Raw genomic sequence first — 15,661 nt, 5'->3', positions numbered from 1 at the left:
CCGGGCAGCTGGTCCAATGCCTGGACCTGATTCCACGCCCGATCGAGTGGTTCGGTGTCGGGCGTTCTCGTCCCGCGTCACCAACGATCTGGACCTCGCGTCTGCCAGGGAGCGCTGGAGTTGGACGAGGAGTTCCACGTCTCGGTGGTGGTGAGCTTCGTGGCGGACACGGAGGAGGCGTGTCGTTTCGCCGAGGAGGGTGGTGTGCTGGCCGAGCAGTACCTGCCCGGGCGCATGCTGGCCGTGGGAGCACCCCGCGTCCCCTCCGGCAGGCAAGGAACCGTCCGCATGTCGTCGCCGCTGGTGGAGCTCCGGGCGCGATGCGGTGAGCGGAAAGCCCCGCAGGGCGACCAACGGTCGTGAGGCGAGGACCTGGCTGCGCTGGACCCAGTACGCCGACCACGGCCCGGACGAGACCGTGCTCGGTCCAGTAGCCGGGCGCGCGGTGTTGGACCTGGGATCGGGCAGCGGGGACGACCTCGCTCACCTCGTGACCCTCGGAGCCACCGGGGTCGGTGTCGACGTCGCCCCCACCCGTGAGGAGGTCGCGCGGGAACGCTGGGGCCATCTGCCGAGTGTGGAGTTCCGCACGGCCGAGGCCACCGCTTTCCTCGTGGACGGCGGGGACGTTCGTAGTGGTGCTGTCGATCTTCGGTGCCGTGTGGTTCACGGACCCGGACATCCTGCTGCCGCTCGTGCGGGAACGGATGATTCTCGGGGGAGTTCTGGCGTTCTCCCACCTGCCGCCGGGAAGCCAGGGGCCACGCCCTGGCGACGCGGGTATGCGGCACGACCACTCACCCGACGAGTGGGCACGATTCCTTCCTGGTCACGGCTTCTCCGAGGTGGGCGTGTCACTGGTCGGCCCGTCTCCGGGTAGCGCCGTGGGCACGACGCTCGGGCGTGCCAGGGCGGCCTGACCGGCTGGGCGTGCGCGCCTCCCCTCGCGCGCCCGCCGGATGTGCCGGAGTGCTGCCCCTGAGCCGCACGTTCGCGGGGTGGGGCCGCCGGTCTCGGCCTGGCTCGGCGCTGTCCTCTGGCGGTCCACCAGGCCTCACCTGGGTGGGAGGCGCGTTCGGACCCGTACCGGGGGCGGGTCAGCGGGTGCGGGCGTAGTGGCGGCGGGCCTTCTCGCGGTTGCCGCAGACGGCCATCGAACACCAGCGGGCGCGGTTGGCGCGGCTGCGGTCGAACAGGAACAGCTGGCACCCGTCGTTGGCGCAGGGGCGGAGCCGGCCGGGTTGGTGTTCCTCGGTCGCCGCCCAGGCGAGGACGATCTCGACCGCCAGCCGGGCGTGCGGGGGAGTCTCGAGCGTCCAGCGGAGACCGTCCGGCGTGGCCTCCGGGATCTGGCGAACCCCTTCGAGGAGTGGCGCCAGCGTGGCGGGCGAACTCGCTCCGGTCACCACGTCCCGCAGGGCGTCCCGCGCCGCGCGCAACAGCGCCAGCTCCGCGGGGCTGCCGTCGCCGCCGTGGTCCCGTGCCCAGCGCGCGCCTCGGGTCGGGTCGCCGAGCGCGTCCTGTTCCTCGCCGTTGACCAGTGGCCTGCTGTTGAGCAGGTCCAGCAGCGCGTCCACCGAACACCACCTAACCTCATCGAGTCCTTTGACAGGTTATCCGATCCCGTGCTTGCATGACGAGCAACTAACCGGATCGAACAATAAAAGAGGTTAGATATGAGCTCGGTGCACCACCGGACCGCCACGGTCGACGGCCACGAGATCTTCTACCGAGAGGCCGGCCCCGCCGACGCCCCCACGATCGTCCTGCTGCACGGTTTCCCGACAAGCTCGTTCATGTTCCGCGAGCTCATCCCGCTGCTGGCCGGCGACTACCACGTCATCGCGCCGGACCACCTCGGCTTCGGCCACTCCGACGCCCCGGCGGTGGAGGACTTCACCTACACCTTCGACGCCCTCGCCGACCTGACCGCCGGGCTGCTCGACCAGTTGGGCCTGGACCGCTACGCCCTCTACGTGCAGGACTACGGGGCCCCCATCGGCTGGCGGCTCGCCCTCCGGAGTCCCACACGGATCTCCGCTCTGGTCACGCAGAACGGCAACGGCTACGAGGACGGGTTCGTCGAGTCGTTCTGGAACGACCTCTGGGCGTACGGGGCGGATCCGGGCCCCCGCACCGAGCCCGCCGTCCGCGCCGCGCTGAGCCTCGACGCCATCCGCTGGCAGTACCTGCACGGCGTACCCGACCCCAGCGTGGTGAGCCCGGACACCTGGACGCACGACTTCGCCCTGGTCTCCCGCGAGGGCAACGACGAGGTCCAGTTGGCGCTGTTCCGCGACTACTCGAACAACCGGCCGCTCTACCCGCTGCTGCACGAGTACCTGCGCACCAGCCGGGTCCCGGTGCTGGCCGTGTGGGGAGCCAACGACGAGATCTTCGGGCCGGCTGGTGCCCGCGCGTTCGCCCGCGACGCGGAGGACGCGGAAGTGCGACTGGTCGACGGCGGCCACTTCCTGCTGGAGAGCCACCTGGAGGTCGTCGCGGGGTACGTGCGCGACTTCCTGGCGCGCGTGCCCCGCTGAGTGGCCCGCTGCGCCGCCTCCCGCCGCGCCGGCTCGCCCGGTCGACCCGGGTTGACCAGGCCCGACCGCCCGGCCGTCCGGACGACGACAGGGTTTCCCGGGGGCCTCCGCCCGGGCGGGGGTCGGTGGCGCCCCGGCTGCGGGACGCCACCGGATGAACCGGGCGGTCTCCCCTCCCCTCCTCTCCGGCTCCGGCGGAGGCCTTCGCCTGGCGCGGACGCCGGTCGGGACTCCGGGCCGGCGGGCACCTGTCCCGGGTTCAGCCCAGTCCGGGGGAGACCGCCAGCCGGCCGACCGTGTTGCCCTCGGCGAGGCGCTGCAACCCGGCGGCGGCCTCGGACAGCGGCAGGCGTTCGCCCACCCGGGGTCGGGCGATGCCCTCGTTGGCCAGTCGGGTGAGCTGGGAGTGGGCCTGGGCCACGGCTTCCCGGTCGCGTCGGGCGTAGAGGCCCCAGTGCAGGCCGACGATGGAGTAGTTCTTGAGCAGGGCGTGGTTCAACGCGGGCTGGGGGATGGTGCCGCCGGCGAAGCCGACGACGACGATCCGCCCCTCGAAGGCGACGCACTTCGTGGAGCGCTGGTAGGAGTCGCCGCCGACGGGGTCGTAGACGACGTTGGCGCCGTGGCCTCCGGTGACGTCCTTGACGACGTCCACCAGGTCCTCCCGCGCGCGGTTGACGACGACGTGAGCGCCCATCGCCCTGGCGACCTCGACCTTCCGCTCGTTGCCGACCACGCCGATGACGGTGGCCCCGGCGGCCCGGCCGAGTTGGACGGCGGCGCTGCCGACGCCGCCGGCGGCGGCATGCACCAGCAGCACGTCGCCGGGTTGGATGGTGGCGCGGTGGTGGAGTCCGAACCAGCCGGTCTGGTAGCCGATGAAGAAGACGGCGGCCTCCTCGTCGTCCAGCGAGTCGGGGGCGGGGAACACCGTGGCGGCCTCCATGACGGTGTACTCGGCGAGGCCTCCCCGGGGGAGCGCGGCCAGGCCGATCACCCGCTCCCCCACCCGCCGGTCGGTGACCCCTTCCCCCACGGCGACGACGTCGCCGCAGAGTTCCACGCCCGGGGTGAACGGCAGCGGCGGACGCACCTGGTAGCGGCCCTGGCAGAGCAGCACGTCGGCGAAGTTGACGGCGGCCGCCCTGACCCGGACGACGACGGTGCCCCAGGACGGTTCCGGCTGGGGTGTGTCGACCAGTTGGAGAACTCGGTTCGGTTCGCCGGTCTCCCGCACCTGCCACGCTCGCACGCTTTCCTCCCTCGTTCGTAGGTCGCGGGGTCGCCCCGCGTGTTGTCGGTGCCCGGCCGGGTGCCGAGGCGGGCGCCCGCCGGCGGCGGGCTCGTTCGCGGTGGGAGGCGGTGTGCGTCGCCCCTCGGCCGGGTCCCGCTGTGGCGAGTCCCGCTGGTGGCGCGACGGCCAGCCGCCGCCGGGGGCCGCCCGTGGGGCGGCGGCCCGGGCGCGCTGATGTCAGAGCCGTTCACGTCCTCGGCGTCGCCGCGGGTCGGCCCCGCGGGGGAACGGGTTGGAGTGGCCTGCCGCACCGGACGCCGGGCCAGCGCCCCTCGAACCCCCCGCCCACGGTCCGGGTTGGTCGGGTCAGTCGGTCGGTCAGTCGGTCGGTCAGCCGAGTTGGTCGCCGACCCTGGTGTAGCCGCGCAGCAGGTCGCGGGAGATGATCAACCGCAGCATCTCGTCGGTGCCCTCGAAGATGCGGAACAGCCGGACCTGCCGGTACCAGCGTTCGATGGGCAGTTCGCGCGTGTAGCCCATGCCGCCGTGGATCTGGAGCACCCGGTCCACGACCCGGTTGACCATGCCGGCGCCGAACAGCTTCGCCGCCGCCGAGCTGTGCCGGGGGTCGCGACCCTGGTCGACGGTCCAGGCGGCGCGCAGCACGAGCCCCCTGGCCGCCTCGATCTCGACCTCCGAGTCGGCGATCATCCACTGGATCGCCTGGTTCGTCCCGATCGGGCGGCCGAAGGTCTCGCGTGTGTTGGCGTACTCGATGGCCATCTCCAGGGCCCGTTCGGCGATGCCCAGCCCCTGCGACGGGATGGCGTAGCGGCCCTTGCCGATCCACTTCATGCCGAGTTCGAAACCCTGGCCCACCTCGCCGAGGACGTTGCGGTGGGGGACGCGCACGTTGTCGAAGACGAGGGAGGCCGGTCCCCCCTCGCCCATGGTCTGGATGAACTCCGAGGTCCAGCCCCGCTCCCGGTCGACGAGGAAGGCGGTGGACCCGCCGCGCGCGCCGACGTCGGGGTCGGTGACGGCCACGACGATGGCGAAGTCGGCCTCGTTGCCGCCGGTGATGAACACCTTCTCGCCGTTGAGGACCCAGTCGTCCCCGTCGCGCCGCGCGGTCATCCGGATGTTGGCGGCGTCGGAGCCGGCGCCGGGTTCGGTGATGGCGAAGCAGGAGACCCGGTCGCCGGCGATCGTGGGCAGCAGGTATTCGGCCCGTTGTTCGTCGTTGCCGTGGTAGAGGATGTTGTCGGCGCTGCCGCCGAACCGGAAGGGGACGAAGGAACGGCCGGTCTCGGTCCACACCAGGGACTGGTCGACGGCGGGCAGGCCCATGCCCCCGTACTCGGTGGGGGTGTCGAGCCCCCAGAACCCGAAGGCCTTCGCCCGCTGTTGGAGTTCCCGCAGTTCGGACTGTTCGAGTCCGGGCAGGCCGCGCCGTTCCCGGCGGAGCGCCTCGGCTTCCAGCGGCATCACCTCCTTGCGGACGAAGTCGCGGACGGTGTTCCGGACGGCCTGTTGTTCGTAGGTCAGCGCGAGGTCCATCAGCTGCTCCGGATCAGTGGTGGTGGGCGGGCCGGGTACCGCTTCGGGCGGGGCGGGGCCCGGCTCGGCCCGCGTCGGGTGGGCGGTGGTGCTGGGGGTGGTCAGCTCGTGGGCAGGGGGTAGTCGGCCACGGCGTCGGCGGTGCTGGCCGCCTCGACCTCGACGAGGCCCCCGTCGGCGCCCCGGGCGGGCGCGAGGACGTAGGAATCGGAGGAGGGCGGTTGGGCGGGGTCGGAGAAGTCCATCGGCATCCCGAGGCCGACGTCGACGAGGTCCTGGGAGCGGTGCGCCTCGACGATGCCCTCCCTGGTCAGGTCGCCGTGTTCGCAGGCCGCGGCGAGGGTCTCGGCCAGCGACCGCATGGTCGAGTAGCCGGAGAGCGCGCCGCCGTCGATGTCGTCCCCGGGGTAGCGCTCCTGGTAGGCGGCGACGAGTTCCCGGACACCGGGGAGGTCGCTTGACGCGGCGGGGGCGCCGCTGATGAGGAAGAAGTGGTCCTCCAGGGCCTCGGCGACCGGGGTCTCCAGCAGTTGGGAGGCGTAGGAGGGGGTGTTGCCGACGACGGGGACGGGGTCTCCCGACGAGGCGGTGACCCCGACGAGGGAGGCGAGTTGCGCGGGTCCGACGCTGGTGAGGATGGCGGTCACGCCGGCGGAGCGGAGCGCGGCGGCCTGCCCGGTGAGGTCGGACTCCCCGGCCCGAACGCGTTGCTCGACGAGGGTGAGTCCCGCGTCCTCGGCGGCGTGGCGGGCGCCGAGGACGGCGTTCTGCCCGTAGTCGTCGTCGAGGTAGACGTGGCCGATGCGCTCGCCCGGTTCGACGCGTCCGGTGCGGAGCAGGAAGTCGACGCCGTTGACGAGGTCGATGTCGTAGACGTTGCCGGGTACCTGGATCTCGCGGTGGCCGAGGAGGCTGGACGCCCAGCTCTGGGGGAAGGTCAGCAGGCCGTCGCGGACGATGTCGTCGGAGAGCGCGGCGAGCATGGGCGCGCCGAGCAGCTGCGGCATCGCGGCCACCTCGGGGGCGATCTCGCCGTACCCGGCGGTGGCCCGTTGCACGTCGTAGCCGTGGTCGCGGACCACGATCTCCAGGTCGCGGCCGCAGACCCCGCCCTCGTCGTTGATCTGTTCGACGGCGAGCTGCTGGGAGTTGACGATGCTGGTGCTCAGCGCCGCGTACGGGCCGGTGAGGTCGGTCAACGCGCCGAGCCTGATGGTGGTGTCGGTGACGCCGGGACCGGTCGAGGGGCCGTCGCCGTCCGCGCCCTGGGTGCCGGTGGCCTTGGAGCTGCAGGCGGTGAGGGTCAGCAGGACGGCGAGGGCGGCCGCGCCGGAGGTGGGAAGGGTCCGTCTCATGGGGTGTCCTCCTTGGCGGGACGGTCCAGCGGCCCGGTGGTGGGGTCGGGTCGGGCCGGCCCGGCGGGGTCGCCGGGTTCGGCGGGGGCTGGGCCGGGGTGGGTGGGGACGTGCCGAGCTGGGCGGTGCCCGGTCGGTCCTGGCTCCGGTGCGGTCGGCCCGTGGGGGACGACGGCCGCTGTCGGTCCGCCCGCTGTCGGGGTGTCGCGGCTGCGGGCGTGGAGCAGCCGCTCGGCGAGGCCGGCGAGGCCTCGGCGGGTGAGCAGCAGCACCAGGACGATCGCGAGCCCGTACAGGTAGCGGGACAGCTCGGCGGGGGTGACGCCGGCCTGGCCGGAACCGGGGGCGACGACCAGCGGGAGGTGGTCGGAGTACTGGGTGAGCAGCTGCGGGAGCACGGTGACGAACACGGCACCGGCGACGGCGCCGCCCACGGACCCCAGACCGCCGATGATGATCATGGCGAGGTAGTCGATGGACAGGGCGAGGCCGAAGTAGTCGGGGACGACCCGGCGGAAGGCCAGGGCCAGCAGCACCCCGGCGAGCCCGGCGTACATGGAGGACACCACGAACGCGGCGGCCCGGAACCGGGTGGTGGACACGCCGAACACCGACGCGGCGACGGGGCTGTCGCGCAGCGCCCCGAACGCCCGGCCCGGTCGGCCGCGCACCAGGTTGCGGGCCACCAGGAACGCGGCGAGCACCGCCACCAACCCCAGGTACCAGAGCCGTTCCAGGCCGCCGAAGGGCACGCCGAGCACGACGAGCCCGGGCGGGTCGTCGGCGAAGGCGAAGCTGCCCAGGGTCAGGGGTTCGACGGAGCGGCCGTGGTGGCCACCGGTGATCTCGGGCAGGCCCACCAGCAGCTGGTGTCCGACGAAGACCAACGCCAGGGTCGCCAATCCCAGGTACATGCCGTGGAGTCGACCGGCGATGGGGCTGAACAGGCCGCCGGCGATCCCGGCGAGCAGGACGGCCAGCACCGCCGCGGCCCAGGTCGGCAACCCGAGGCCGCCCGGCCCGGCGCCGGGCGCTCCGGGTTCACCGGAGGCCCAGGCGTAGCCGTAGGCGCCGACGGCGAGGAAGAAGGCGTGGCCGAGGGAGAGCTGGCCGGCCACCCCGGACAGCAGGGTCAGCCCGATCGCGCCCACGGCGGCGGCCATCGCGAACAGGCCCGTCTGCATCCAGGTGGGTGGCAGGTACAGCGGCAGCACGAGCAGGGCGAGCAGCAGCGCGGCCGTGGCCAGTGCCCGGGTCGGGGGTCGACGGGGCGGGAGGCTTTGGCGGGGCGCGGTGGGGGCCGTGGGGTCGGCGACCGCCGGTTCAGACACGGGTGGTCTCCTTCGCTCCGAGCAGACCGTTCGGGCGGACCAGCAGCACCAGCAGCATGATCAGGTAGGGGGCGACGTCACCCAGCGACTGGCCGAGTTCTCCCAGGTGGGTGCGGTAGCTGGTGACGGTGGCCTCGGTGAGCCCGATGAGCGCGCTGCCCACCAGGGCACCGGGCACCGAGGTCAGGCCGCCGAGCACGGCGGCGGGGAACGCGGCCAGCGCGACCTGCCCGGTGGCCCGGTCCAGGCCCGGGGTGGGGAAGGCTGCGAGGAAGACGGCGGCGACGGCGGCCAGCGCCCCGGCGACGCACCAGGCGCTGACCCGGACGCGGCGCAGCCGGACCCCCATCAGGGTGGCGGCCTCCCGGTCGGCCGTCACCACCCGCAGCGACAGGCCCCACCGCGACCAGCGGAGCAGGGCGAACAGGGTCGCGATGAGCAGGACCGCCACGAGCACCGAGGCGATGCGGGACTGGGCGATGACCGTCCCACCGAGGCGCACGACCCCGGTTCCCCAGGGGTCGCCGAGGGAGAGGACGTCGGATCCGATCAGCCGGGACAGTTCGGCCAGCAGCAGGATGTCGACGCCGATCGTCACGATCGTCAGCACGTGGGCCTGGCCGAGGTGGCGTCCCCTGGCGCAGACGAGTTCGACGAGTCCGGCGCCGGCGGCCGTGACCGCGACGGCGGCGGTGACGGCGGCGAGGAAACCCCAGTGCGGGTGCAGGACGGCGGTCAGGTAGGCGCCCAGCAGCAGCAGCGAGCCGTGGGCGAAGTTCATGACCCCGGACACGGTGAACACGACGACGAACCCGACGGCGATCAGCGCGTACACCGAGCCGAGGGCCAACCCGTTGACGAGGATGTCCGCGACGCCGCTCATCTGGGGTCCTCCGGCAGGGTCGTGGCGGTCGCCGTGCCGGGGCCGGCGGCGGACTCGGGGACGGGGACGGGGACGCCACCGAGGTAGGCGGCGATCACGGCCGGGTCGCCGCGCACCCGCTCGGGTGGCCCGGTGGCGACGCTGCGGCCGAAGTCGAGGACGGTGACCTCGTCGGCCAGGCCCATGACCAGGGGCATGTCGTGTTCGACGAGCAGGATCGACGGGGCGAGTTCGGCGCGGACCCGGGCGATGAGGTCGACCATGCGGCGCCGTTCGGCCCCGTTCATCCCGGCCACCGGTTCGTCGAGCAGCAGCAGCCGGGGTTCCATGCACAGCGCCCTGGCGAGTTCGACGCGTTTGCGGTCCCCGTAGGACAGCAGGTCCACCGGGGTGTCGGTCAGGTCGCCGAGGCCGACGAGCTCGGCGACCTCCCGCACCCGCGCGCGGTGCGTCCGTTCCTCGCGGACCGCGCCCGGCAGCCGCAACGCGGAGGCGAGCAGCCCGGCTCGGGTGAGGACGTGCCTGCCGAGCATCAGGTTGTCGGAGACGGTGCCCCGGGCGAGGACGACGTTCTGGAAGGTGCGGGCCACGCCGAGCGCCGCGATCCGGTGCGGTGCGGTGCGGGTGAGGTCGTGGTCACCGAGGACCACGCTGCCGGTCGCCGCGCGGCACACCCCGGAGAGCACGTTGAAGAAGGTGGACTTGCCGGCGCCGTTGGGGCCGATGACGGCGTGCAGGCTGCCGGGTTCGACGGTCAGGTCCACGTCGTCCAGGGCGACCAGTCCGGCGAAGCGGACGGTCAACGACCGTACCCGCAGCGGAACCGCCGCCCGCCCGGTGTGGGCGGGCCGGCCCGGGATCGGTGGTTCGCGGTCCCGGTCGCCGACGCCCCGCGGGTCCGATGGGGTCGGAAGGGCCGGACTCCCGCCGGGTTCGGCGCGAGCGGGCGCCGCTGGCCGGGTGTCGGCACGGCGGGCCCGAGGGCCGTGGTCGCCGTGGTCCGGGTCCGACGGTTCGACGTCCCCCTCGGCGCCGGTCCCGGTCGGTTCGGGCTCCGACGCGTCGGGTGCCTCCCCGAGGTAGAGCCGCCGGACCTCGTCGGAGGTGGCGAGTTGGGCCGCCGCGCCGGACAGCCGCACCCGGCCCAGGTCGAGGACGTGGGCGTGGTCGGCGACCCCCAGGGCCAGGGCGGCGTTCTGCTCGACCAGCACGACGGTGACGCCGCTCCGGTTGATCTGGCGGATGACCTCGGCGACGGTCTGGACCACGCGGGGCGCCAGGCCCAGGGAGGGTTCGTCGAGCAGCAGCAGCCGGGGGGCGGCCATCAGCGCCCGGCCGATCGCGAGCATCTGCTGCTCACCGCCGGAGAGGGTGCCGGCGGGTTGGCCGCGCCGCCGGGCCAGCACGGGGAACAGGTCGTACACCTCGTCGCGGGCGGCGCGTCGCCGGGCGCCCCGGGGCGAGCGCGGGCCGAGGGCGCCGGCGTCGAGGTTGTCCGCCACCGACAGCGCGGGGAAGACGCGGCGGCCCTCCGGGACCTGCACGACGCCGGCCGCCACCGTGGACGCCGCGTCCCGCCAGTCCAGCGGCCGCCCGTCCACCTCGACGGTTCCGCCGGTCACGGCACCGCCGTGCAGCGGCAGGGTTCCCGACACGGCGCGCAGCAGGGTGCTCTTGCCGGCCCCGTTCGCGCCGAGCAGCGCGGCGACCGAACCGGGTTCGACGTGCAGGCACACCTGGCGCACGGCCGGCAGCGCCCGCCCGTAGCGGATGTCGAGCCGGTCGACGCGGAGGCCGGCGGGGGTGGTGGGGCGCGGGTCGGTGGTCATGGTGGCTGGCCTCCTCTCCGGTGCTGGTCGGGACTGGTGTGCACGCGGACACGGCGTGGTCCGGCCCGCCGGGCGCGGGCGGCTCGCGGGTGGGGTGGTGCGGGCCCGTCGGTTCCCGCCGACGGCGCCGGCGGCGGTGGGCCGGCTGGTGGCAACGACGACAGCACGGGCCGTTCGGCGGGGTCCAGCGGCGCATGCCAAGTCATGGCGGCCGCCCAAACCCGTCCCGCCCAGTGTGTGCGCCGCCACAGTCCTCGCCTCCGGTGGCGGGTATCGCCCCGACGATCGGGGAATGAGCGATGACGACAGTGCGCACCTGCCCGGGGGCGACGCCGCCGGACCGCCGGGCCTGGACCTCGCGCGACTGCGCGCGCACCTGGCGGAGCACCTGCCGGGGGGCGTGGTGGGCGAGCTCGGGGCCCGGCTGCTGACCGGGGGGCGGTCCAACCTGACCTACCTGGTGTGGGACGGGGTCCGGCGGTGGGCGGTGCGCCGGCCCCCGCTGGGGCACGTGCTGCCCACCGCGCACGACATGGGTCGGGAACACCGGGTGCTCGCCGCCCTCACCGGCACCCCGGTTCCGGCCCCGGTCCCCTTCCTGCTGTGCCGGGACCCGGCGGTGCTGGGCGCGCCGTTCTTCGTGATGGAGTTCGTCGAGGGCGAGGTCCCGAACGCGGGCTCGCTGCGGGGCCACGGGGGCGGGCACGCGCGCCGGGTCGGTGGGTGCCTGGTCGACCGGCTGGTGGAGCTGCACGCGGTCGACGTCGACGCCGTCGGCCTGGGTGACTTCGGCCGACCGTCCGGGTTCCTGGACCGCCAGCTGCGGCGGTGGTGGCGCCAGTTGGAGGGGTCACGCAGCCGTCCCACACCCGAGCTGGACGGGCTGCGTGCCGCGCTGGCCACGGCGGTCCCGGTCTCCCCCGCCCCCACCCTGGTGCACGGGGACTTCCGGGTGGACAACGCGGTGTTCGGTCCGGACGGGACCGTGCGGGCCCTGCTCGACTGGGAGATGTCCACGCTGGGTGATCCGTTGACGGACCTGGGGATGCTGCTGGTGTACGGGCGGCGTGCCCCCCTGGACGGTCAGGACCCGGTGAACGCCCGCACGGTGCCCGGGTTCCCCGACGAGGACGAGCTGGTGGCCCGCTACGTGGCCGGTTCGGGGCGGGACGCCGCCGGTCTGCCCTGGTACGTGGCGCTGGGTTTCCTCAAGCTCGCGGTGATCCTGGAGGGGATCCACTACCGGCACCAGCAGGGCAGGACGGCGGGACCGGGTTTCGAGGGCATCGGGGACCTGGTGCGCCCACTGGCGGTGGCCGGGCACCGGGCCCTGGACGGCGGGTGAGCGGAACACGGCGGGGGCGGTCCGGCCTCGCCGGCTGTCGCGGCGCACACCACCGCGCCGGGAAGCCTGTGCGCCGGCAGCGGATGCCACGCCGGCACCCGGGCGGCGCGCCCCGACACCGGTCCACAGCGGACACGATCTGACCAGTGTGAACCCACTCCGAACAGGGCCGTCGGGGTCGGCTGGGACCCCGTCCCGGTGGGATGGCGGCGGGGCCCGACGTCGTTAGGCTGGCCACCACCCGGACCCGCTCCCCGCCGGCTCCCGGCCGGCCGCCCCCGTCCCCGCACCGGGTCCTCCACGCGGCACGCCGACGTTCCCCTCGCAGGAAGGCAGGCCATGACATCGTCCTTCTCCTTCCACGGCCGGCTCGCCGTCGTCACCGGCGGCGGCTCGGGCATCGGACGGGCGTTGGCGTCCGGCCTCGCCGAGGAGGGCGCCCGCGTCGTGGTCGCCGACCTCGACGCCGCCGCCGCCGCCCGGGTCGCCGCCGCGCTGCCCGGCGGGCGCGGCGTTCCCCTGGCCCTCGACGTGACGGATCCGGTGGCGCTGGACCGGGCGATCAGCGGAGTGGAGGCCGAGCTGGGACCGGTGTCGGTGTTCTGCTCCAACGCCGGGATCGCCGGCAGCCGCCTGCTGGGGTCCCCGGAGGAGTGGGAGCGGATGTGGCTGGTGCACGTGGCCGCCCACGTGCACGTCGCCCGCCGAGTGCTGCCGGGGATGGTCGCCCGGGGCGAGGGCCGCCTGTTGGTGACCGCCTCGGCGGCCGGTCTGCTGACCAACCTGGACTCGGCCGCCTACGCAGTGACCAAGCACGGCGCGGTGGCGGTGGCCGAGTGGCTGGCCATCGAACACCACGACGCGGGGGTGCGGGTGTCCTGCCTGTGCCCGCAGGGGGTGGCGACGCCGATGCTGACCGGCTCCGACGGCGGGGCACCGGCCACGACGGCGGCGGGTGGCGTGCGCTCGGCCGAGGACGTGGCCGCCGAGGCGTTGGACGCGTTGCGGCACGGCCGGTTCCTGGTGTTGCCCCACCCGGAGGTCGGCGAGTTCGAACGCCGGCGGGCCACGGACCGGGAACGCTGGCTGGACGGGATGCGCCGGCTCCGACGCCGCCTCCGGCCCACTGACCCGCACCTGGCCGGCGGCACCTCGCCCGGCTGATCCCAGGGCAGCCCGCCCCGACACCCCGAGCCAGTGACCCGTGACCCGCGAGGAGGACCCGTGACGACCTCGGACCCCCGTCCCGACGGCACCCCCGGCCACCCCGACGAGCCGGTGCCGATCCCCACCGCCGACGGCACCCCCCGCCTCGCCGGTCGCGTCGCGCTCGTCACCGGGGCCGGACGGGGCATCGGGTTGGCCATCGCCCGCCGCCTGCTCGCCGAGGGGGCTCGGGTGTGCGTGACCGCCCGGCACGCCGAACCGCTGGCGGAGGCCGCCGCCGACCTCGGCGGCCCGGACCGGGTGCTCGCCGTCCCGGGCCGCAGCCACGACGCCGAGCACCGCGCGGAGGCGGTGCGCCGCACCGTGGAACGGTTCGGCCGGCTCGACGTGCTGGTCAACAACGCGGGCACCAACCCGGTGCGGGGGCCGCTGCTGACCGCCGGCCTCGACGCCGTCCGCAAGACCTTCGAGGTCAACGTGTTCGCCGCCCTGGGCTGGGTGTCGGAGGCGCACCAGGCGTGGCTGGGCGAGCACGGCGGCGCCGTGCTGAACGTCGCCTCGATCGCCGGGTTGGACACCTCCCCCGGCCTCGGGGTGTACGGGGCGAGCAAGGCGGCGCTGATCCGCCTGACCGGTCAGCTGGCCGTGGAACTCGCGCCCCGGGTCCGGGTCAACGCCGTGGCCCCGGCCGTGGTGCGCACCCGCTTCGCCGCCGCCCTCTACGAGGGCCGTGAGGACCGGGTGACCTCGGCCTACCCGCTGGGCAGGTTGGGGGATCCGGCGGACGTCGCCTCGGCCGCCGCGTTCCTGGTGTCCGACGACGCGTCCTGGATCACCGGGCAGACCCTCGTGCTCGACGGCGGCCACACCCTCCGCCCGGCCTGACCCCCGGCCCCCGGGCACCCCCGCCGGTGGCCGATCCACCCCGTCCCGGTGTCCGTTCCGTCCACGGCGGACGGCGGGTCCGTCTCCGCTGGGTCGTTCCGGCGACGACGGCGTTCCGCCCCCTCGCCCGCGTCGACGCCCGACGCCGCGTGCCGAACCCGGGCGTCCCCGCCCCCGTGACCCCGCTCCCGAGGAGGAAACCCGATGGACTTCGCCCACGACGAGCGCACCCGCGAGCTGGCCGACCGCCTGCGGGGCTTCATGGCCGAGCACGTGCACCCCGCCGAGGAGGCCCTGGCCCGGGGCGAGGCCGACCCGGGGCCGGAGTGGGGGCCGCCGCCGCTGCTCGCCGAGCTGCGGGCGGAGGCCCGGCGGCGCGGGCTGTGGAACCTGTTCCTGCCCGGGGAGCACGGCGCCGGGCTGACCACCCTCCAGTACGCGCCGCTGGCCGAGATCACCGGCCGCAGCCCCCGCCTCGCGCCGGCCGCGCTGAACTGCGCCGCTCCCGACACCGGGAACATGGAGATCCTGGCGTTGGCGGGCACCGAGGACCAACGGCGGCGGTGGCTGGCACCGCTGCTGGACGCGCGGATCAGGTCGGCCTTCGCCATGACCGAACCGGACGTCGGTTCCTCCGACGCCACGAACATCGCCACCACGGTGGAACGGGTCGGCGCCGAGTACGTCGTCAACGGGCGCAAGTGGTTCGTCTCCGGGGCGCTCTCCCCCGAGTGCGAACTGCTGATCGTCCTCGGCAGGACCTCGGAGGACGGTCCGGCACGGGAACGGCACAGCATGGTCCTGGTGCCGACCGGCACGCCGGGTGTGACGGTGCGGCGCGGCATGAGCCAGTTCGGGTACTCCGACGACGACCACGGCGGGCACGCCGAGATCCTGTTCGAGGACGTGCGGGTCCCGGCCGCCAACCTGTTGGGCGAGCCCGGCTCGGGTTTCGCGATCGCCCAGGCCCGACTGGGCCCGGGGCGGGTGCACCACTGCATGCGGCTGCTCGGCATGGCCGAACGCGCGGTAGAACTGGCCTGCGCGCGGGCCGCGACCCGCACGACCTTCGGCCGCCGGCTGTCCGACCAGGGCGTGGTGCGGGAGTGGGTGGCCGAGTCGAGGGTGCGGATCGACCAGTGCCGGCTGCTGGTGCTCCGGGCGGCGTGGCTGATGGACCGGGAGGGCAACCGGGCCGCCCGCGACGAGATCCAGGGCATCAAGATCGCCGTCCCCCGGGCGGTGGAGTGGGTGGTGGACAGGGCGGTGCAGATCCACGGGGCGGCGGGGGTGAGCCAGGACCTGCCGTTGGCCCGGTTCTGGGCGATCGCGAGGTCGCTTCGGATCGCCGACGGCCCCGACGAGGTGCACCTGCGGTCCCTGGGCCGCCGCGAGATCGAACGCCAGCTGGCGGCGCTGGCCTGACCGGGTTCCGCGCCGCCCCGCCCCGCTCGGCCACCGCGCGGGTGGTGGGCCACCCGGGCGGGGTGGTGGGCCACCCGGGCGGGGTGGTGCCAGCGGCAGGGCCG

Annotated in this window: 14 protein-coding genes; 7 read left to right on the top strand and 7 right to left on the bottom strand. The window is 74.5% G+C overall.

The genetic code is table 11. The annotated features are described in order from the left end of the window. Positions 1-120: 120 nt before the first annotated feature. Both ACOJVX_RS10425 and ACOJVX_RS10420 read left to right on the top strand, forming a co-directional pair. A complete protein-coding gene (locus ACOJVX_RS10425) occupies positions 121-363 on the top strand; it encodes a hypothetical protein (protein WP_418154409.1) in 243 nt (80 codons plus the stop codon). A gap of 275 nt (positions 364-638) precedes the next feature. After that, positions 639-920 (top strand): hypothetical protein, encoded by a 282-nt coding sequence (locus tag ACOJVX_RS10420; RefSeq protein ID WP_418154410.1) that lies wholly within the window; start codon positions 639-641, stop codon positions 918-920. A gap of 177 nt (positions 921-1,097) precedes the next feature. On the opposite strand, the gene ACOJVX_RS10415 is transcribed toward ACOJVX_RS10420, so the two are convergent. After that, entirely contained in the window at positions 1,098-1,577 is a 480-nt protein-coding gene (locus ACOJVX_RS10415; protein WP_026420431.1) for a CGNR zinc finger domain-containing protein, read from the bottom strand. A gap of 99 nt (positions 1,578-1,676) precedes the next feature. On the opposite strand from ACOJVX_RS10415, the gene ACOJVX_RS10410 reads away from it, so the two are divergent. After that, positions 1,677-2,543: an alpha/beta fold hydrolase gene (locus tag ACOJVX_RS10410; RefSeq protein WP_026420432.1), complete on the top strand. Its 867-nt coding sequence runs from the start codon at positions 1,677-1,679 to the stop codon at positions 2,541-2,543. 259 nt (positions 2,544-2,802) lie between these two features. On the opposite strand, the gene ACOJVX_RS10405 is transcribed toward ACOJVX_RS10410, so the two are convergent. From ACOJVX_RS10405 to ACOJVX_RS10380, 6 genes are all read right to left on the bottom strand, one after another. Beyond that, positions 2,803-3,795 carry an NADPH:quinone oxidoreductase family protein gene (locus ACOJVX_RS10405; protein WP_026420433.1) on the bottom strand — a complete coding sequence of 331 codons (993 nt, stop codon included), beginning with the start codon at positions 3,793-3,795 and terminating at the stop codon, positions 2,803-2,805. A 372-nt stretch (positions 3,796-4,167) separates the two neighbouring features. Then, positions 4,168-5,337, bottom strand: coding sequence for an acyl-CoA dehydrogenase family protein (locus ACOJVX_RS10400; protein ID WP_026420434.1), 1,170 nt, complete (start codon positions 5,335-5,337; stop codon positions 4,168-4,170). Between the two features lie 101 nt (positions 5,338-5,438). Further along, positions 5,439-6,692 (bottom strand): ABC transporter substrate-binding protein, encoded by a 1,254-nt coding sequence (locus ACOJVX_RS10395; RefSeq protein ID WP_026420435.1) that lies wholly within the window; start codon positions 6,690-6,692, stop codon positions 5,439-5,441. Continuing rightward, a complete protein-coding gene (locus ACOJVX_RS10390) occupies positions 6,689-8,023 on the bottom strand; it encodes a branched-chain amino acid ABC transporter permease (RefSeq protein ID WP_211237615.1) in 1,335 nt (444 codons plus the stop codon). The genes ACOJVX_RS10395 and ACOJVX_RS10390 overlap by 4 nt, the downstream gene beginning before the upstream one ends. Beyond that, positions 8,016-8,906, bottom strand: coding sequence for a branched-chain amino acid ABC transporter permease (locus ACOJVX_RS10385; RefSeq protein WP_422647467.1), 891 nt, complete (start codon positions 8,904-8,906; stop codon positions 8,016-8,018). The genes ACOJVX_RS10390 and ACOJVX_RS10385 overlap by 8 nt, the downstream gene beginning before the upstream one ends. Beyond that, complete coding sequence (locus ACOJVX_RS10380; protein ID WP_418154416.1) at positions 8,903-10,735, bottom strand: ATP-binding cassette domain-containing protein; 1,833 nt, start codon at positions 10,733-10,735, stop codon at positions 8,903-8,905. Before ACOJVX_RS10380 ends, ACOJVX_RS10385 begins: the two co-directional genes overlap by 4 nt. Before the next feature lie 292 nt (positions 10,736-11,027). Between ACOJVX_RS10380 and ACOJVX_RS10375 the strand changes: the two genes are divergently transcribed. From ACOJVX_RS10375 to ACOJVX_RS10360, 4 genes are all read left to right on the top strand, one after another. Further along, the gene (locus ACOJVX_RS10375; RefSeq protein WP_051314338.1) at positions 11,028-12,080 is read left to right on the top strand and encodes a phosphotransferase family protein; all 1,053 of its coding nucleotides are present in this window, start codon (positions 11,028-11,030) and stop codon (positions 12,078-12,080) included. Between the two features lie 339 nt (positions 12,081-12,419). Further along, the gene (locus ACOJVX_RS10370; RefSeq protein ID WP_418154418.1) at positions 12,420-13,244 is read left to right on the top strand and encodes an SDR family oxidoreductase; all 825 of its coding nucleotides are present in this window, start codon (positions 12,420-12,422) and stop codon (positions 13,242-13,244) included. 120 nt (positions 13,245-13,364) lie between these two features. Further along, positions 13,365-14,132: an SDR family oxidoreductase gene (locus tag ACOJVX_RS10365; RefSeq protein WP_026420439.1), complete on the top strand. Its 768-nt coding sequence runs from the start codon at positions 13,365-13,367 to the stop codon at positions 14,130-14,132. 204 nt (positions 14,133-14,336) lie between these two features. Continuing rightward, positions 14,337-15,557: an acyl-CoA dehydrogenase family protein gene (locus ACOJVX_RS10360; protein WP_103055357.1), complete on the top strand. Its 1,221-nt coding sequence runs from the start codon at positions 14,337-14,339 to the stop codon at positions 15,555-15,557. Positions 15,558-15,661 lie beyond the last annotated feature (104 nt).

Source organism: Actinoalloteichus caeruleus (assembly GCF_049311605.1).
GTDB lineage: Bacteria > Actinomycetota > Actinomycetes > Mycobacteriales > Pseudonocardiaceae > Actinoalloteichus_B > Actinoalloteichus_B caeruleus.
Note: the sequence above shows the minus strand (reverse complement) of the source record. Positions and strands in the feature narration are given on the sequence as shown.